The organism is Mycolicibacterium sphagni (genome assembly GCF_002250655.1).
In the GTDB taxonomy this organism is placed as follows: Bacteria; Actinomycetota; Actinomycetes; order Mycobacteriales; family Mycobacteriaceae; genus Mycobacterium; species Mycobacterium sphagni.
The window spans coordinates 34,659-51,376 of record NZ_NOZR01000010.1 but is presented as its reverse complement, the minus strand read 5'-3'; the positions used below and the strand labels follow the sequence as shown (position 1 = coordinate 51,376).

General features: G+C 63.1%; 21 protein-coding genes and 2 tRNA genes. 2 read left to right on the top strand and 21 right to left on the bottom strand.

What is annotated here, in order from left to right; translation table 11 throughout:
* Positions 1-82: 82 nt before the first annotated feature.
* The 17 genes from CG716_RS13640 to CG716_RS13565 form a co-directional block, all read right to left on the bottom strand.
* Complete coding sequence (locus CG716_RS13640; RefSeq protein WP_094480374.1) at positions 83-370, bottom strand: hypothetical protein; 288 nt, start codon at positions 368-370, stop codon at positions 83-85.
* A 193-nt stretch (positions 371-563) separates the two neighbouring features.
* On the bottom strand, positions 564-1,079 hold the full coding sequence (locus CG716_RS13635; RefSeq protein ID WP_094480372.1) for a hypothetical protein: 516 nt from the start codon (positions 1,077-1,079) through the stop codon (positions 564-566).
* A 34-nt stretch (positions 1,080-1,113) separates the two neighbouring features.
* Entirely contained in the window at positions 1,114-2,046 is a 933-nt protein-coding gene (locus CG716_RS13630) for an AbiTii domain-containing protein (RefSeq protein WP_133066938.1), read from the bottom strand.
* Positions 2,047-2,231: 185 nt separating this feature from the next.
* On the bottom strand, positions 2,232-2,927 hold the full coding sequence (locus CG716_RS13625; protein ID WP_094480368.1) for a hypothetical protein: 696 nt from the start codon (positions 2,925-2,927) through the stop codon (positions 2,232-2,234).
* Between the two features lie 33 nt (positions 2,928-2,960).
* Positions 2,961-3,602, bottom strand: coding sequence for a hypothetical protein (locus tag CG716_RS13620; RefSeq protein ID WP_094480366.1), 642 nt, complete (start codon positions 3,600-3,602; stop codon positions 2,961-2,963).
* Positions 3,603-3,626: 24 nt separating this feature from the next.
* Positions 3,627-3,761 (bottom strand): hypothetical protein, encoded by a 135-nt coding sequence (locus tag CG716_RS31115; protein WP_272938275.1) that lies wholly within the window; start codon positions 3,759-3,761, stop codon positions 3,627-3,629.
* Positions 3,762-3,926: 165 nt separating this feature from the next.
* Positions 3,927-4,385: a hypothetical protein gene (locus tag CG716_RS13615; RefSeq protein WP_094480364.1), complete on the bottom strand. Its 459-nt coding sequence runs from the start codon at positions 4,383-4,385 to the stop codon at positions 3,927-3,929.
* 142 nt (positions 4,386-4,527) lie between these two features.
* A complete protein-coding gene (locus CG716_RS13610; RefSeq protein WP_133066937.1) occupies positions 4,528-5,445 on the bottom strand; it encodes a cytochrome P450 in 918 nt (305 codons plus the stop codon).
* Between the two features lie 65 nt (positions 5,446-5,510).
* A complete protein-coding gene (locus CG716_RS30195) occupies positions 5,511-5,930 on the bottom strand; it encodes a phage terminase small subunit (RefSeq protein ID WP_474626733.1) in 420 nt (139 codons plus the stop codon).
* Between the two features lie 523 nt (positions 5,931-6,453).
* Positions 6,454-7,089, bottom strand: a complete 636-nt coding sequence (locus tag CG716_RS13600) for a hypothetical protein (RefSeq protein WP_094480358.1) — start codon at positions 7,087-7,089, stop codon at positions 6,454-6,456.
* Between the two features lie 114 nt (positions 7,090-7,203).
* A complete protein-coding gene (locus CG716_RS30190) occupies positions 7,204-7,617 on the bottom strand; it encodes a helix-turn-helix domain-containing protein (protein WP_094480356.1) in 414 nt (137 codons plus the stop codon).
* A complete protein-coding gene (locus tag CG716_RS13590; RefSeq protein WP_094480354.1) occupies positions 7,614-8,072 on the bottom strand; it encodes a hypothetical protein in 459 nt (152 codons plus the stop codon). The genes CG716_RS30190 and CG716_RS13590 overlap by 4 nt, the downstream gene beginning before the upstream one ends.
* 70 nt (positions 8,073-8,142) lie before the next feature.
* Positions 8,143-9,480 (bottom strand): DUF3631 domain-containing protein, encoded by a 1,338-nt coding sequence (locus CG716_RS13585; RefSeq protein ID WP_207760675.1) that lies wholly within the window; start codon positions 9,478-9,480, stop codon positions 8,143-8,145.
* Positions 9,470-10,009 (bottom strand): DnaB-like helicase N-terminal domain-containing protein, encoded by a 540-nt coding sequence (locus tag CG716_RS13580; RefSeq protein WP_165774145.1) that lies wholly within the window; start codon positions 10,007-10,009, stop codon positions 9,470-9,472. The genes CG716_RS13585 and CG716_RS13580 overlap by 11 nt, the downstream gene beginning before the upstream one ends.
* A complete protein-coding gene (locus CG716_RS13575; protein WP_094480350.1) occupies positions 10,006-10,410 on the bottom strand; it encodes a hypothetical protein in 405 nt (134 codons plus the stop codon). The genes CG716_RS13580 and CG716_RS13575 overlap by 4 nt, the downstream gene beginning before the upstream one ends.
* Positions 10,407-10,763, bottom strand: a complete 357-nt coding sequence (locus tag CG716_RS13570; RefSeq protein WP_094480348.1) for a hypothetical protein — start codon at positions 10,761-10,763, stop codon at positions 10,407-10,409. Before CG716_RS13570 ends, CG716_RS13575 begins: the two co-directional genes overlap by 4 nt.
* 157 nt (positions 10,764-10,920) lie before the next feature.
* Positions 10,921-11,133, bottom strand: coding sequence for a helix-turn-helix domain-containing protein (locus tag CG716_RS13565; protein ID WP_094480633.1), 213 nt, complete (start codon positions 11,131-11,133; stop codon positions 10,921-10,923).
* A 113-nt stretch (positions 11,134-11,246) separates the two neighbouring features.
* On the opposite strand from CG716_RS13565, the gene CG716_RS13560 reads away from it, so the two are divergent.
* Positions 11,247-11,717 carry a helix-turn-helix domain-containing protein gene (locus CG716_RS13560; protein WP_094480346.1) on the top strand — a complete coding sequence of 157 codons (471 nt, stop codon included), beginning with the start codon at positions 11,247-11,249 and terminating at the stop codon, positions 11,715-11,717.
* Positions 11,704-12,837: a site-specific integrase gene (locus CG716_RS13555; RefSeq protein ID WP_094480344.1), complete on the top strand. Its 1,134-nt coding sequence runs from the start codon at positions 11,704-11,706 to the stop codon at positions 12,835-12,837. The genes CG716_RS13560 and CG716_RS13555 overlap by 14 nt, the downstream gene beginning before the upstream one ends.
* Before the next feature lie 48 nt (positions 12,838-12,885).
* Here the strand turns inward: CG716_RS13555 and CG716_RS13550 are convergent.
* The 4 genes from CG716_RS13550 to gyrA all read right to left on the bottom strand — a co-directional run bounded on the left by CG716_RS13550 (position 12,886) and on the right by gyrA (position 16,690).
* Positions 12,886-12,958, bottom strand: a tRNA-Ala gene (locus tag CG716_RS13550).
* 133 nt (positions 12,959-13,091) lie between these two features.
* Positions 13,092-13,165 (bottom strand) — tRNA-Ile (locus CG716_RS13545).
* A 65-nt stretch (positions 13,166-13,230) separates the two neighbouring features.
* Positions 13,231-14,139 carry a DUF3566 domain-containing protein gene (locus CG716_RS13540; RefSeq protein WP_094480631.1) on the bottom strand — a complete coding sequence of 303 codons (909 nt, stop codon included), beginning with the start codon at positions 14,137-14,139 and terminating at the stop codon, positions 13,231-13,233.
* A gap of 28 nt (positions 14,140-14,167) precedes the next feature.
* On the bottom strand, positions 14,168-16,690 hold the full coding sequence (gene gyrA / locus CG716_RS13535; protein WP_094480342.1) for a DNA gyrase subunit A: 2,523 nt from the start codon (positions 16,688-16,690) through the stop codon (positions 14,168-14,170).
* Positions 16,691-16,718: the final 28 nt, after the last annotated feature.

Below are 16,718 nucleotides of genomic sequence, written 5' to 3'. Positions count from 1 at the left end.
GTACCTCAACGCGGCCGGTAAATCGCGCCGCGACTAAACCGTGTAATCAGGTGCGGATAGTGGCCGGCACGATTGCAGACGATCAGCTGGGAGGCTTCAAGTACCCCGAAACTTCGCCGTAGAGGACAAACAGGACCCAGAAGAAGAGCACGACTGCAGCGAACACGGCCTGCTCCCAGAGCCCGATGCCGGGGTTTGAGTGGGTGACCGCGGCAAAAACGGCCCAGGCGCCTGCGGTAATCGCCGCGCCTACCTCCAACGCTCGGCCAAACATGCGGATGAACTCCACATTCCATTCCTTGAGGAACTTTCCGACACCGGTGCCGAGCGCGAAGAGCCCGAGCGCAAGTGTGAGGGCGTTATCTGTCACCCGCGGAGTGTCGCATTTAGGGCTTGCCCAAAGGGACGGTTACTCCGACCGCGGCAGCCAACAGTCCGTCGATGTGACGCCGGCAATCCTCCACACCCCACGCGGGTGACGTACGAAGGCACCGGGTGACGGTAGTGAGAGGGTCCGACAACGCCCGGATTGAATGCACGAAAGGCCCCAGGCGCCCCCGGCCTTATCCGCTGCCGGCCAGAGCTGACTGAAGACGCTCGATGAAAGCTGTTGCCTGGCTGCGTGCAAATTCGTTGGTCCTACTCGTGGCGTCAACAGTCAGCGTCATGTCGTTGAAGTGAACCTGCACCGTGGGCAGAAGTTCCGGAACGCGCGTGGTGCCCCACCGGGGCCAGTCGATCTGGACATCCTGAAGTTCAATATTCCGTATGTCCGATATCGGCCGAACATACCCGCTTACCAACAGCTTTGCGTTCTTGTCGCCTTCGGGGCCTTGGTGGGCGCCTATGATCAAGCACCCGAACGTCTTCCCGCGCAACCAGTACACGCGATGTTCACCTGTGGACGCTTCGGGTTGCTCGGCAACGAAGGCGACCGTCTCGAATGAACCGCCCACAAACCATGCCAGCGTGTACAGCAACTCTGTGTATTCCGCGTGCGTCAGCCGCAGGTGCTCGATGGGACCGATTGCGCTTTGCAAGAGAGTAGCGGTCGATTCGTCGAGCTCTCTGGTAGCCATCAGCTAGTGCTCCCTCTAATCTTTCTCGCCTCTGTCAGTTGATCCCGTAGTAGGTCAGAATCGCCTTACTAATTGCCTTGGCCCCCTCTTGAACTCCGGCTTGGCCGGCGCTCTTAAGCGCACCCACTGTGAGCTTGCCCAAGAATCGAGTTACGCGCGATCCTGGCTCGCCTGCCGGTGTCTCGTCGTCGGCCTCATCGCCCTCTACAGCCTGCTGAAGCTCCGACACGTCCTCAGGAGCTAGGCCCAGTCCTGCGACCGAATTCAGGAGGCTGTCAAGATCATTGACTCTGACTCCACCCACCTGCACGGCGGACGGACTGTCAACCGCCAGCGTGTTCCCGTGCCCATAGATGATGTTCACGATGTTATTGACGGTGCTTTGATCAGCGGGCACCGTTCCGGGCTCTCCCGCGTCAGGGGTTACCTTCTCCAACTCCAGTGCGAGATTGAGAACGCGCGTGCGAACGTTGTCGAGAACCTCGACGATCAGTGGCGCGGGTACATGCTTCCGCGCGACCAACAACCCGTAACCCTCCATAATCTGGGGGATCGTACCGTTATTCATCAGGGTGTTGAGAATCGCGACAGCGTCTGCGCCCCAGCTATACACAACTGTATCGCCCGCCGACGCGAACTGTTCGAGCTGGCTCACAGACTCGTGAAATCTGACTTCGAATGCGCCCGCTTCTCTCATGCCCTTAGGCACAGAGACAGACGGCAGCGGTACGTTTTGCGCGCCTGATTGGAACGGGCCCGACCAGTCGCTCAATACCTGGCACGGGAATGGTCCGCGGTAGTCGGGGATGGCCGCATCGCTGGGGTAGCCGCTGAGTTCGTTGTCCACCCAGTCAATGAGTGGTGGTGTTTCTAGCCGTGATGCGACAACTTTCAGCTTGCGCAGCAGGTTCGGAGTAGTCACGTCATCCGAGGAAGCCGCCTCGATGATCGCGGATAGTTTCGACACAGCCCCAATCATGGACCCGCTAACCGACAAGACGGGGTGCTCGGCAAGCTCGGGCGCTGCGCCAGGCCGAGTGTGACACGGATGCCGCCGCACCCCCAGAACTGAGCCACATCCTGAAACAGCGCACCGCACGAAGTTCAATGGGTCGGCGATGGCGCGGAATTCGAGTGAGGGAACCCACCCCTCTAGCCCTTGCCGTTAACCACAGGAGGCTCATCGCTCGTCGGTTGAGGGTGTCGGGGCACGACGCCAGTCGTTTCGGGCGGCAGTGGAACCTGCGTTAGCGGGGGTTGCGGCACCACGGTTGTCGCCACTGAACAAGAGCCCGGGCAGCCCGGCCCAAACAGCTGTTGCACAATCTGGGCGGGAGGGTCAGACCGCTTCGCTGGCCCCGTGAAAACGATGAGCGCACATAGCAACAGTGCGCCCAACGCGATTGCCTGCCATACGACCGCGAAGAGGAGCCACCTTGCCTTATTATCCGAGCCCACCCTAAGTCGCTCAATTGACTCCACATTTGCTGCCGAGACTTGGGCCGTGAATTCCTGTGCGGGCCAACGCTCTGTCAAGATTTCTCGCATCGAGTGGGTGTCGATCACCGCGGCCCGCCAAGGCAAGTTGGCTACAACTGCGCAAACGGCCGATGCCAGCAGTGCTCCCACGGCAAGAGACAGCACCACCAAGGCGATTCCACTTGCCTTGTTGCCCACAAAGTACGCGCCGACAGCAAGCACGAGGGTGACGACACCGGTGGTGCCGGTTAACGCCGCTCCGGCGCGGCTCGTCAGTGAATCTTGGCGGGCCTGCTCGAAGGCAAGTTGGCCCTGTATGAAAGCCGCGACCTCACTGCCGTGGTCGTCGTCATCCTCGGGTTGTGCCACTGAATCACCTCTCCACTTTCAAAGGATTTAGGCTCATTTGGGCGGCACAACCGATGTGGGGGCCATGACTTCTGGCGTGTGCAGCGTCAACCCTGGCCCGACAGGCGCTGGTGCCCCACTGGGGGGCGGAGGCGCAGAAACCGTCACATTGATGGTGGGGGCCGGAGTAGGTTGCGCTTCCTGTCGTGGCGTAAAGACGACAGTGATCGTGCAGGCGGCGAGCATCGCGACTGCCACGATTTGACAAATTCCCGAAGCCAGCAGGAATTGGAACTTGGTGCTCGTGCCGGGTCGAAGTGACTGAATCACTTGATAATTGGCGTAGGCGGCCACTCCACGAGCAGTCACTTCGGTATCGGCCCAACGATCACGAACCATCATCTTGAGTGTCGATGGCGACGTGAGTTTGATTCTCCAAGGAAACCCCGCGACGACCGCACAGACGGCAGACACGAGCAGCGCGAGCAGCGCGAGCACTAGGAGGGCCTTAGCCAAACCGGTTAGGACGAAGTCTTTTCCGACTAGCACAGCGAAGACGGCCAGTACGAGCGTTACGATTCCGGCAGCACCCGTCAGCGCCGCAGCGGAGCGACTGTTAACTGAGTCGCGCCGGGCCAGCTCAGCTTTGAGTTCGGCCTCAACATACGAGGCGTACTGCTCGCCTTGATCACTCATCCTTGTGTGGCGGTGCGATCCGGCTCAGCGGTCTTCGCGATTAAGCCTGGATTGTTCGCGCAGGCCCGTATCAAATTCGACCCACGACACGTCTGGCGCATCTTCGCGCGGAGGCGGGTCCGGCTGGCCTTCGGTCGATTCGGGATCTGGTGGGGTCATCGAACCGACGCTACTTCCGACGCCCAGGTGAAGGGCCATCTGGATCCTTGTGTGCCAACCTATGATCGAACTTGACCCAATCTACGTCGGGTGCCGGCTCGGCCGGCGGACTCGGCTCCGCGGGTGGCGATGGCTCGCTTTCGGTTCTCTTCTGTTCTGGTCCGGTCATTCGACTACGGCCTCCAGGTCTTCACCAGCAACAGCGCTCAGAACCGTATTAATGAAGGTGTTAGCCAAATCTCGTTGATGCTGATTTGTACAGGCCGCTACGTCGATCTTGATCACCTCGCCCGACTTGAATTGCACTTCAACCGCGCGGCGGACCTCCCCAGGGCCAAGGCCGCTGTCGACAATCTTCGCGCTGAGCGTCACGTTCTCGATGTCCGCCACAGATCGGAACTCGCCCTTCAGAGACGGGTCGTCATGGTTACCTTCTGAAATCAGGTATCCGACACCGTCGCCCTGCACCCAGTACAACGTCTGGATGTATCGGTCCTCGACCTCTATCGAGAAGGCGTCCGGTGGCCAGTTGATGAAACTACGAATCGCCAGCACGAACGGGATGCCGACCGACGCCCCGCTGTTCCCGGCAAGCGCGCTTCTGAGATCGTTGATGTCTGCCACGGAACGCAGGCTACGCCTTCGTGGAAATGGGCGGAAGGGTTAATCGGAACCGCAGCGGGGATGCCGGCACGTCAGCGAAACGCTTCTGCCGTAAGCCCAGTTATGTTGAGCGGTAAAAAATCTGGATGCTTCTCTATGATGGTCATGCCCAGAGTTTCAAGGATTCTTCGATGAAGACCGTCAGCGCTTGCTTGGTGAGGAGTGCACCGACACATCGATGCTGACCCAAGCCAAACGTCAAGGCTTCCTTGGGTTTACCAGCATGAAACGCCTCAACCGAAACAGCTTCCGCGCACAATGCGATCCAGCTGCCTTCGGGGATATCGAACCCGGCAATCGTGACCGGCTTGGTGCACTTTCGCTCGATTAAGGGAACTACCGGCATCAGCAGCTCATCGACAAACTGCGGGATCAACTCGGGGTGCGAACGCAGCCGGGCCGCGGTCCCCACCTGCATCAATTTCAGCATCGCGCGCGTGACGGCATCCCGGGCTGGTGGAAAACCGAGCGTAACGATCCTGGTGAAGACATCGGCCGCGTCCGCGTCATCCGGGAGGTGCGAAAGAAATTGGCTCCGCCGCCGCGCCGACAATACGCCATGAACGAAGCCGCGACGATCCGCCTGATAGTCGATTCTCACTTGGCCGCCTCCTGCTGGCACTCCCGCCAAAATCCTGAAGATCTCACTGGCGAACTCATGCCCGATGGCCCCCGTGCGTGTCTGGGCAGTCCAGTCGAAGGACATAAGGATCTGCGGCGACCGCGTACGCAACTCGCGCTCCATCTCCTGCTTTACTGCCCGGGCGCTCAACGCCTTCAGGACCATGGCCCGATAACTGGCAGGGAACGGAAGGGTCTCCGAAGCGAGGTGTCGTTCGTAGGTCTCCGGATCACGGAGGATGGCGAGGGCTTCGTCCCGTCCGACAATGAAATACGCTGGCTGCCCGTAGACATCGGCAAACACCACCGGCCCAATCCGGCCCAAAGCGCCCCACTTACGGCGATCACCCGAGTGCAATGGAATCAAGTCGAAAGCAATCTCGCGTGGACGGTTAGTCATCGAAACTCCCCTACGAACCGCCAGTCGAACCGGTGCGGGTGCAAGTACATTCACGCGCTGCGCCATCACAGATCCCGATAATCCATCATGTCGGCCACACCAGAGGGAGTCACGGCCGCGGGCTTGATGTACCGGATACGAAGGGCCCGGCGGTAATCCAGCGTCGTCCCCAACACCTTCTCCCGGTTCCGCAACTCCGTCGCAAACCGCGTCTCACCCGTCCGGTGATACTCCGCAGCCAACTCCAACGAATCCAACGCAAACGACCACTCCGACGCAGTCCACAACCTCGCATGCGGCATCGACCGCCAGGCGTCCCACTTCGCCTTCGTCGCCTCCGGCCAAACCCCTGTATTCGCACGAAACTCCGGCAACTCCATACCATCCGCGAAAGGCTCGTCGACCACTTCAACCCACCCATGAACAGGTGCGTGACGGTTCTTCGACACCCCATGCGGCTGCGGCGACCGACCCCTAACCGGCATAAGACACCACCGAATTGGCGTACGGAACTCGAAACGCCCGCGGCTTCGAATTCTTCACGCACCGACAGACGCTATGGGTCTCGGGGCCCTTCCCAGCGTCGGGGGGGTCATCCCCCCAGGGGACCCACTCGCACCGCGATGCATAGGCGACGCCCCCCATTCGATTTTTTTCTTTCCGTGAGGGCATTGCTTCCTGGGCCTCAGTCATCGGGAATCTCCCACCATTGCTGCACCGGTTGATCTGGGTCGGCTCCTCGTAGGCCTTCGGCTGTGGTCTGTTTGGGTGTGAGGACGTTAGTAGGCCCTGCACCGGAAGTGCCTGTGCGGCGATGGTCGCCGAGCGCTTCTGTAGCTGCCGCCTGGTTGTCGTGATCGGTCATGCTCGAGGTGTCCTGTCTGTCGTGTTGTCCACCGGCCCCGGTGATCGGCCCAAGCATCGGGGCCGGTGGACGTTGCGGGTGCGCGGCTGCGCCAGTCCGCCATGACGTTTAGCCACTGGGCGCCGGAACCCACGTTCTTGGGGCTAGAAGTAGCTTCCGCCGACTGGGCCAGCTGAGGCCTGTTGCTGTTGTTCGGGCGCTGCGTCGGAGGCGAGGTGCTCGATGTCCGCGCCCAACAGTTCGCGCGGTTCGCGGACCCGGAAGACGGCCGCGTCTGCGAGGTTGGTGCCTGGGCCGCCGGGGATCTCCGCCAGCTTCTGCAGCGACAAGGCCGTCGGAATGCCTTCGGCGCCTAGCCCGTCAACGTACTGGTCGACAACGTTGTTCCAGCCCTTAGTGGTGGCGCGGTATGCGATGGCCCGCTGCATGCTCTTGTCGCTCATCAGTTGTGCACGCTTGAGGGCTGCTGCGGCGACGTCGGGGCCTTCGATTTTGTCGGCGCGGTCCGCTGCATCGCGGGCCGCGGCGATGCCGCCTTGGTCCGAGGCCAGGCCGAACAGATGCATTTCCAGTCGTTCGCGTTCCTGATTGCGTGCAGTCACCACTTCGGTTTTCAAGCGGTCGACCATCTGCTTGGCGTTGACGGTGGCGCGGGCCATCTCAGCTCGGCGTCCTCGGTCACTGAGGCTGGAGTTGTTTCGGAGGCTTTCGATGGTGTTGTCGAGGCGGGACTGGATGCTGGCGATGCGCCGGTGGTGTTCGTCGTACGGGTTCGTCATGGTGTGGTTCCTTTCGTTGGGATGCCGGAACTGTTGGACTTCGTGCGCCGCTTGGCCGGGTAGCGGACCGCTTTCGGTGGGCGCACGGACTTGACCAAGCTGTCGAATTCGTCGTCAGGCAGCTCCCTGAGATATGCCTCCACGCCGAGCTTCAACATCTCGATTGGGGGCATTACCAATGCCTTTCGCTTCGGCGTACTCGACGACGTTCTTGCGGCGGAAGACCCAACGGCCGCTGATCTGGACCCCGTCGAGATCAGTGCGGATCTGCCTTACCCGTCTGGGTGTGCGTCCGAGGATCTCGGCGGCGGCCGCGGTGTCGATCAAGCCTTCGTGCTCCAATTGTTGTTCATTGCAGTCGGTTTGACTTCCGCGTGGGGAAGCGGCTAGAAACTTCTGCAATGCGAGAAGGGCCGGCGGTATCGGTCTGTTACCTAGTAGCCGTAGCGCAATCAGGTCGCTGACGGCATACCGCACTGCGGCGACCTGGTCGCCCGTCAGCTGCAACATGTCACCGGGGCCGATCACGACGCCTCTTCGCGTTTGAGGAGCCAGATGCGGTCGACCTTCGATTGGCCGTGCGCGGGCACGGATTCGACCCGCCCAGAGTCGCGGACCAAGACCTTGCGGGCGGTATGGCGATCGATGCCGGCGGCGTCGGCAGCGCCGTAGAAGTGAGTTGGATCAACCTCTGCCACGTCACGGCCGAGGGCGTCGAGGTAGTCGCCGATGAACTCGCGTACCGGTTTGTAGGTGACCGTCTCGTTGGGGTCGATGCACCACCATGTGATGCCGTTCTTGACGGCGGCAATGCGGATGGGCTGGTTGTGAGCGGCGTTGCCGACGTCGCTCTTGGAGTAGCCCGCGGCGAAACCCGCTTCGTACACGGCGCCGGCGGAGATGTACTGAATGCCGTCAGCGAGTAGCTGTTGGATGTGACGGGTGAACCATTTCGATCCCGACAGTTTTTCTCTGCCGTTCATCGTTTGCTGGCGGCGTTGCTTTGCGGTGCAGAAGTCGCACAGTCCGCTGTCGGATCGTGCTGGGGCGCGCTCACATTGAGGGCATAGCCGGGGGGCCGGTCCGCGTGCGGGATTCCGTCACTCTGCTTGTGTCCGCTACATCCGCAACATCCGCTACAGTTCCGCGTTCCCCCAGTTCAGGCAATGTAAATTCGTGTAGCGCTTCTGTCGCGGATGTAGCGGATTGATCTGTGTCCGCTACAGAGCGCAACGCGGTGAGCTGCGGTGTAGCGCATGTTGCGGATGTAGCGCTTTCAGATGGAACAAGCCAGTGATCCCAGGCTTGACGCAATCCCGTAGGCCCGTCGACGTCGTAGCCCTTGGCGACTCCAACCCCGATGCGGATGTCTTTCGACTTCACCCCGTACTTGTTCAATTCCTTTGCTAGCCGCCGCTGATCTAACGATTTTCCCCACAAGTCACGCCATTCGGATTCGGGGTCCGCGACGAGCTTCGAGATGATGTCCGCGGACCACATCGCCGTGACGCCACTTGCCTCGGTATCCATCAACGCCTTGATGTCCCGCAGCAGTCGCTGTCCCAGTGACAGCTTCTCGTCGTCGGCGGCCGAGGTGACGACAAAGAACGTGCACGCTCTACGGGCCTTGACCGACCACGCCCCGCCGGCAAGGTCCGCTATCGCCAGGAGTGGCTCCCAGATCTCGGCCGAGCGATCAGTCACACGGGACGGCATCGTGGGACGGGCATCCGCCAGACTGTCCTCATGCTCGGAGGCCCACGCTTCGAGCGTGTCCCGGATCGGGTCGGCCTCCACCCGCACATCGCGCTCCCGAAAGTCCGCCACCTTCTGATCCGGTCGTCGGCGGCGCATGTGGAGCGGGATGCCTCGCGTGAGGATCGTGGCAGGCATCCGGCCGGCTAGTCCCGCCAGCGCGACCGGCGCGTGAACCGGGAACTCGCGGACGCGCATGTTCTTGGCGTCTCCTTCGCAGCGGTCGACTGTGGCGCCCTTGCGGTAGCCGGCGTTGAACAACGCGCGGAGGTCTTCAGCTTGTGGTGTGGAGTTCTTCCCGAAGATCGCGTCGGCCTCGTCCTGGAGAACCGTTGGCGGCGGTAGACCTTCGTCCGCGGCAGCAGCGATACGGCGGTACAGAGCAGCTGTGGTTGTTGACAAGGTGAGCTTGGCTGATCGACACAGGAGAGCCAGGAGTTCCAGGACCCGGGTTTTTCCGCTGCCGGGTTCGGCGCTGTCGAGGATCAGCCGCGGTGTCACATAGAAGGCGTTCACAACCCACGTGTGCAGGATCCACAGTGTGACAACGACACTGTGGTGCTCGGACTGAAAGGCGACGTACTTGGTCACGATGCGATCGACGTCGTCGAGCAGGTGGTTGACGTTAGTCGTCAAGGGGTTCTCCTCGCAGATTGGTGAGCCGTTCAGTGGTGTTCTGGATCCGCTGGGTGCCGGTGACCACGAGGTGGTTCAGCTCCGGTTCACTGGCCGAGGTGGCGGCGGATCGTAGTGCGGTGCCCAGTGATTCGACTTGCCGGCGCAGCCTGTCGGCGACAACCGCGGCTGCGTATTGCCGAGCTGCCGGTGGGCAGGCCCCGGACACGGTGGCGGTGCTCAACCAGGTGGCCACCGGCCGGTCCCAGCGTCCGCGGCGCCGGAGATCATCCGCGACCAGCTCGGGGCCCGGAGGTACGCCGAGATCGGCGATCAACTTCAAAGCTGTGAACACGGTGCTAGCGGCAGGTTCGGTGAAGTCGTCGGCCCGCAGGTGCTGGGTGATCGCCGTGGCCTCGGTCGCCGAGGAGTACATCAGCGCGCCGATCGCGAGTTCTGCGATGGTGGCGGGTTTTCCGACGGGAAGGAGGTGGCGAGGGGTGCCGCCCCCAGCGGGGGCGGCCTCCTCCGCGATTGGTTCGGCGGTCATTGGGCCGGCGCACCGCCGATCATCTCGGCGACGGCGATTAGGTGAGCGGCGAGTTCCCGAGCCTCGGCGGCGGTGAGTTTGCATGACTCATCGAGCACGTGGTCGTGACGCCGATTGGCGAGGGTGAAGTGTAAGTACACGACTGGCTGCTGGTTGAAGCCGCGGTAGGCGCAGGGCCCGATGATTGACGGCCAAAACAGGTAGGAGCCGGGCTTCTCTCCTTTATTGACCTCGCACTCTTCGAGCGACAGCTCGACGTAATTTGAAGTGCCCCAGCACACCTGATCGCGGCGAGAGACGCACGTGGCGTGACCGTCGCCGTCAGTGCACCAGGGGGTGCACTCGATCGGTCGTATCGCAGGGAACGGCGCTTCGGAGGGCATGGCTTCGGCGGTGGTCATCGCGTCAGCCCCTGCTCGATATCAGCGGCGCGGATCAACGCGGCGGCGAGGCCACGGGCTTCACTGGCAGCCATCCGCAGGTATTGCTCACGCCAACCGGTGCCGTCCCATGCCTCGTGGGCGATTTGGACGCCGTCGTAGCGTGCTCCGGCCTCGTCGGCTTCCTTGCGGCTCATGCCTTCGGTTGCCGCCGAGATGGGGGACACCCACACCTGCGCCTTGAGATCGCCGACGTCGGGGATCAGCCGGGCCCCGAGACGTGGCGATTCGCAGTAAGGCGTTTCGTCGTCGTGCCGTTCGTCGGGCCGCGAGCTGCACCAAACGGTGTGCCGGTAAGTCTTGGTCTGTAACATGTCGTCTACCTGCTTTCTTGTGGGTGTTGTGATGTCGGATCGGTCCCCGCCGGTGCTGGTAACACCGGGTTCACGGGGGCCGTTCTGCGTAAATCCTCGGTCTCGTCGTCGTCGACCAGGCCGAGATCGGGGTACAGCTCCTGCGGGTAGATCCGCATCAGGCGGCGTCACCGCCAATCCGATTCGCTTCGAGGTAAGCGAGGACGTCCTCGCGGAGGTACCTGACTCGGCCGCCGATTTTGACGTACGGGATTCCCCGGCGCCGGTATCGATCTTGTGCGAGGGCGTCAACCGTGGTTTGAACAACAACTGCAACTTGCTCGGCTTTCGCCACAGCCGGTAGGTGCTCCGGCGTGACCAGATCCGTCATTGACATCTCCTGTCAGTTGATTGCCATACCTTGGCAGTCATCAGACAAGCACGTGCGGTTATCGCCTGTCAAGACTCGTGAATAAATTGACAAACTATGGCACCATAGTCGCCGTGGTCGGAAAAGAACCAGACGTCGGCACGACGGCGCAGACCGTCGCTGCCAACGTGAACCGGCTGCGCGTCGCGCAGAACATGAACTACAGCCAGTTATCGGAACGGCTTAAGGCCGCTACCGACTGGTCCATCAACGCCGTGGGAATTCGACGCATCGAATCTGGCGAGCGGAGAGTCACTCCAGATGACCTGGTGGCCTTGGCTATTGCGCTTAAAGTTTCGCCCGCGAAGCTATTGATGCCACCGGCGACGGAGAGGTCAGAATCCGTCGAAGTTACCGGTGTTAACCAGCCGGTCCAGGCGGAGGAGCTATGGGCTTGGCTCACGTCGGACCAACCACTACGGGCAATGCAAATTGGGCCTGGCGCGTTCCGCGATAACACTTGGCCTCAGTGGCTCCTGGACGAGTTTGAGTCTCTAGTGGATGATGTTCGTCGGCAGACGGTGAAGAGCCTTGGCGACGATTGAGAAATACGAAACCACCTCGGGTACAACGCGTTACCGCGTCCGGTACCGGACACCCGATCGTCGCCAGACCGACAAACGCGGGTTCCGGACGAAGCGCGACGCCGAAGCGTGGGCCAATCAGCTCGAGGTGGACAAGCGGCGCGGGGCATACGTAGCCCCAGCGGCCGGCAGGGTGCAGCTCGGGGAATACGCGCGGGAATGGCTGGGCTCGAAACACAAGCTGAAGCCGTCGACCAGGGCCCGCTATCAGGTGGTGCTGGACACGTTCATCGCCGATCACGCGGCGGTGGCGATCGGCGATGTGAGTCGGCAGTTGGTGCGGGAGTGGGTCGCGGACCTGAGTCGGACCCACGCGCCAGCGTCGGTGCATAAGACGATCGGCGTCCTGCGCCAGGTCCTCGCGATGGCGGTGGCCGAGAACCGCTTGGTGCTGAACCCGGTCGACGGGGTGGAGCTGCCTTCCGTGGAGTCCGTCGAGCAGCGTTTCCTGACCCTGGAGCAGCTGCACACCCTGGCCGACGCGGCAGGGGACAACCGCCCCCTGGTGTACGTGCTGGGCACATGTGGCCTGCGGTTCGGCGAAGTGGCGGAGCTGCGGTGGCGGGATATCGACCTGGACCGCCTGGCCATCAGGGTTGCGCGGTCAGTGACTCTCGTTGACGGGAAGTTCGAGATCGGCACCCCGAAAAATGGCAAGGGCCGAACGGTGAGCCTGCCGGTGTTCGTCGCCGACCTCTTGGCGGCAGGGGAGCCCGACGCACTGGTGTTCCCCGACAGCCAGGGTCGTCACATGCGGGGCACGAATGTTCGGCGACGGTGGTGGTCCGACGCGGTGGCGGCAGCGCAGCTGTTCCCCCGCACGGAGAAGGACACCGCCGGGGAGGACGTCACGGTGTACGACTTCAAGCTCCACGAGCTGCGGCACACCGCGGCGTCGCTGGCCATCCAGGCAGGCGCCAACATCAAGAGCCTGCAGAATATGTTGGGCCACGAGTCTGCGGCCCTAACACTGGACCGCTACGGCCACCTTTATGGGTCGGATGTCGAGGCGGTCGGGGTGGCGATCAACGCCCTTTTAACTCGAGAGTGTGGGCAAAATGTGGGCACAGATGCCGCGTGAACGCAGAACAGGCCAGACCAATTGCAGTCTGACCTGTACGTTTCCTTGTGGAGCCTAGGAGATTCGAACTCCTGACATCTGCCTTGCAAAGGCAGCGCTCTACCAACTGAGCTAAGGCCCCTTACGGGTGTCTCAGTCGTCGAGGGAGTGCCAAACTTCGCCGCGGCGGCTACGAATGAACGCGGCGCCCGCGACGGCCACCGCCAGCAGCAGTGCTATCCGCACGGGCGCCCTTCCCGTCGACCAGGACATCGTGGGCCTAGGAGGACTCGAACCTCCGACCTCTTCGTTATCAGCGAAGCGCTCTAACCGCCTGAGCTATAGGCCCGTATTACGCATACGACCGAGCGACGAGATTACCGCACCCGTGGTGCTGCGCCCAAACCGCGAGCGTTAGTCGCGGTCGGCCAGCGTGACCTCGATGCCGCCGACGATGTCGGTGCTGAGGTTGTAGATGAACGCACCGACCGTCGCCATCGCCGTCAGCAGCACGATGTTCACCAGACCGATGAGCGCCGCGCCACCGAAGATCGTCCCGCTGGACACCAGCTCTCCACCGCCACCGCTGGTGGCCGTCAGCAGGTCGCCCACGTTGCTGTTGAGCTTGCTCCACACGCCCATACCGCCGAGCACCAGATAGAGGAACGCGACGGCAACCATCCACACGAAGAACAGCGCCACCGACAGAAGTAGCGACACCTTCAACGCGCTCCACGGATCGATATGCCGGATCTGCATGCTGGCCCGCACCGGGCCGCGTGATCGATTGGCGCCCACCGCAACCCGCGTGGCCGCAGCCGCCGCGCCGGCCGGCCGGGCCGGCTGCTCAGGGGCGGGTTTGCGCTGTTGCTGGGCCACCGGCTTAGGCGGGGTCGGTCCCGACAAGTCGGGCAATTCACTGCTGTAGGCCTCTGGACGGACTACCTCGGTGCGCTCGGCCCGCGGTTCGGGCCTGGGCTCAGGACGCGGCTCCGGACGACTCACCGGACCCTCACCCTCGGACCTCTGCGGCGGGCCGGGCTGCCCCGACAGATCGGGCGCAGCCGATCCGGTGATGAACCGGTTCACCCTGGCCTCGATGCTCGACGGCGGGGCCGGCGGACGAGGCTGCCCCTGCCCCTCGGCGGGTGGCCGCTGGGGCCCACCGCCCTGGCGCGCCCGTGTCGCACCGCGCTGCCACGGCGGGACCTCGTTGGACCCACCATTGGCACCCGGTCGGGCGTCGGCCCGCTCGGGCGAGCCGTTCCCGGTGCCCGGGCCTTGGCCCGGTCCGGGTTGGCCCGGGTCGTTCGGTGCGCTCACCGCCACTCCTTAGCTGTCGCCCCGACGGCTATGTTGCGTCGGCTTCGGGGTCCAGTTCGGCCACTTCTTCGTCCGCACTGTCCTGCTCCTCCGCATTGCGGGCGATCGCTAACAGTGTGTCGCCCTCACCCAGGTTCATCAAGCGAACGCCCTTCGTCTGGCGCCCGGCCTTGCGGACCTGTCGAGCTGCGGTGCGGATAACGCCGCCACCCGAGGTGATGGCGTACAACTCACTGTCTTCGTCGACCACCAATGCGCCCACCAGACTGCCACGCCGCCGGTCGTATTGAATGGTCAGGATGCCTTTACCGCCACGGCCCTGCACGGTGTACTCATCGATGGCGGTCCGCTTGGCGTAGCCGCCGGCCGTCGCGACCAGTAGGTATGTGCCTTCGATCACCACGTTCAGCGAGAGCAGGCGGTCGTCCTCGTTGAACCGCATGCCCTGCACACCCGAGGTGGCCCGGCCCATCGGCCGCAGCGCCTCGTCTGTCGCCGAGAAGCGGATCGACTGGCCGTTGGCACTGACGAGCAACAGGTCGTCGTCGGCCGAGCACAGCACCGCACCGACCAGCTCGTCGCCTTCGCGCAGGTTGACCGCGACGATGCCGCCTGAGCGGTTGGAGTCGAAGTCGGTCAGCTTCGACTTCTTCACCAGGCCATTGCGGGTGGCCAGCACCAGATAGGGCGCGTCCTCGTAGCTCTTGATCTGGATGACCTGGGCGATGCGCTCCTCGGGCTGGAACGCCAGCAGGTTGGCCACGTGCTGGCCGCGCGCCGTTCGCGACGCCTCCGGCAGCTCGTAGGCCTTCGCCCGATACACCCGGCCCTGCGTGGTGAAGAACAGGATCCAGTCATGCGTCGACGACACAAAGAAGTGCGCGACGATGTCGTCCTGCTTGAGGCCGGCGCCCTGCACACCCTTGCCGCCGCGCTTCTGGCTGCGGTACAGGTCAGTCTTGGTCCGCTTGGCGTAACCGGTCTCGGTGATGGTGACGACGACGTCTTCGCGGGCGATCAGATCCTCGTCCGACACCTCGCCATCGGACGCGATGATCCGGGTGCGCCGGTCGTCGCCGTACTTCTCGGCAAGCTCGGCGAGCTCATCGCGCACGATCGCGCGCTGCCGTTCCGGCTTGGCCAGAATGTCTTCCAGGTCCGCGATTTCGGCCTCGATCTTGGCCAGATCGTCGACGATGCGCTGGCGCTCCAGGGCCGCCAGGCGGCGCAGCTGCATATCGAGGATCGCCTGCGCCTGGATCTCGTCGACGTCGAGCAGTTCGATCAAGCCGACCCGGGCGACGTCGGCGCTCTCCGAAGCCCGGATCAGGGCGATGACCTCATCGAGGGCGTCGAGCGCCTTGACCAGACCGCGCAGGATGTGGGCGCGCTCGTTGGCCTTCCGCAACCGGTAGGTGGTGCGCCGGATGATCACGTCGAGTTGGTGCTCGACGTAGTAGCGGATCATCTGGTCCAGGCGCAGTGTCCTGGGCACGCCATCGACGATCGACAGCATGTTGGCACCGAAGCTGGTCTGCAGCTGGGTGTGCTTGTAGAGGTTGTTCAGCACCACCTTGGCCACGGCGTCGCGCTTGATCTCGACGACGATGCGCAAGCCCACCCGGTCACTGGACTGGTCCTCGATATTGGAGATGCCGCCGAGCTTGCCGTCGCGAACCTGCTCGGCGATCGAGGTGATGAAGTTGTCGTGGTTGACCTGATACGGCAACTCGGTGATGACGATCGAGGTGCGGCCGCGGGAGTCCTCCTCGATCTCCACCACGCCGCGCATCCGGATCGAGCCGCGGCCCGTGGTGTACGCGTCGTTGATGCCCGAGGATCCGACGATCAGACCGTGGGTGGGGAAGTCGGGACCCTTGACCCGCTCGCGGCATGCCTCCAGCGTCGCCTCTTCGTCAGCTTCGTGGTTCTCCAGGCACCAGTAGACGGCTTCGGCGAGCTCGCGCAGGTTGTGCGGCGGGATATTGGTGGCCATGCCGACGGCGATACCGCCGGAGCCGTTGGCCAGCAGGTTCGGGAACCGGCTGGGCAGAACCGTCGGCTCCTGCACGCGCCCGTCGTAGTTCGGGATGAAATCGACTGTCTCCTCGTCGATTTCACGCAGCATCTCCATGGCCAGCGGGGTGAGCCGGGCCTCGGTGTAACGCATGGCGGCCGCCGGATCGTTGCCCGGCGAGCCGAAGTTACCCTGGCCGTCGACCAGCGGGTAGCGCAGCGACCACGGCTGGGCCATGCGCACCAGGGTGTCGTAGATCGACGAGTCACCGTGCGGGTGATAGTTACCCATCGTCTCGGCAACGGAGCGTGCGGATTTCGCGTGTCCGCGGTCCGGACGGAAACCGGAGTCGAACATCGCGTAGAGCACGCGGCGATGCACCGGCTTGAGACCGTCGCGCACTTCCGGCAACGCACGCCCGACGATGACGCTCATCGCGTAGTCGATGTAGCTGCGCTGCATCTCCTGCTGGATGTCGACCGGCTCGATGCGGTCGCCGGCTTCGCCGCCCGGGGGCAACGTGGTGTCAGTCATGTGATTCCTCTTTAGTCCCTAGGACCGG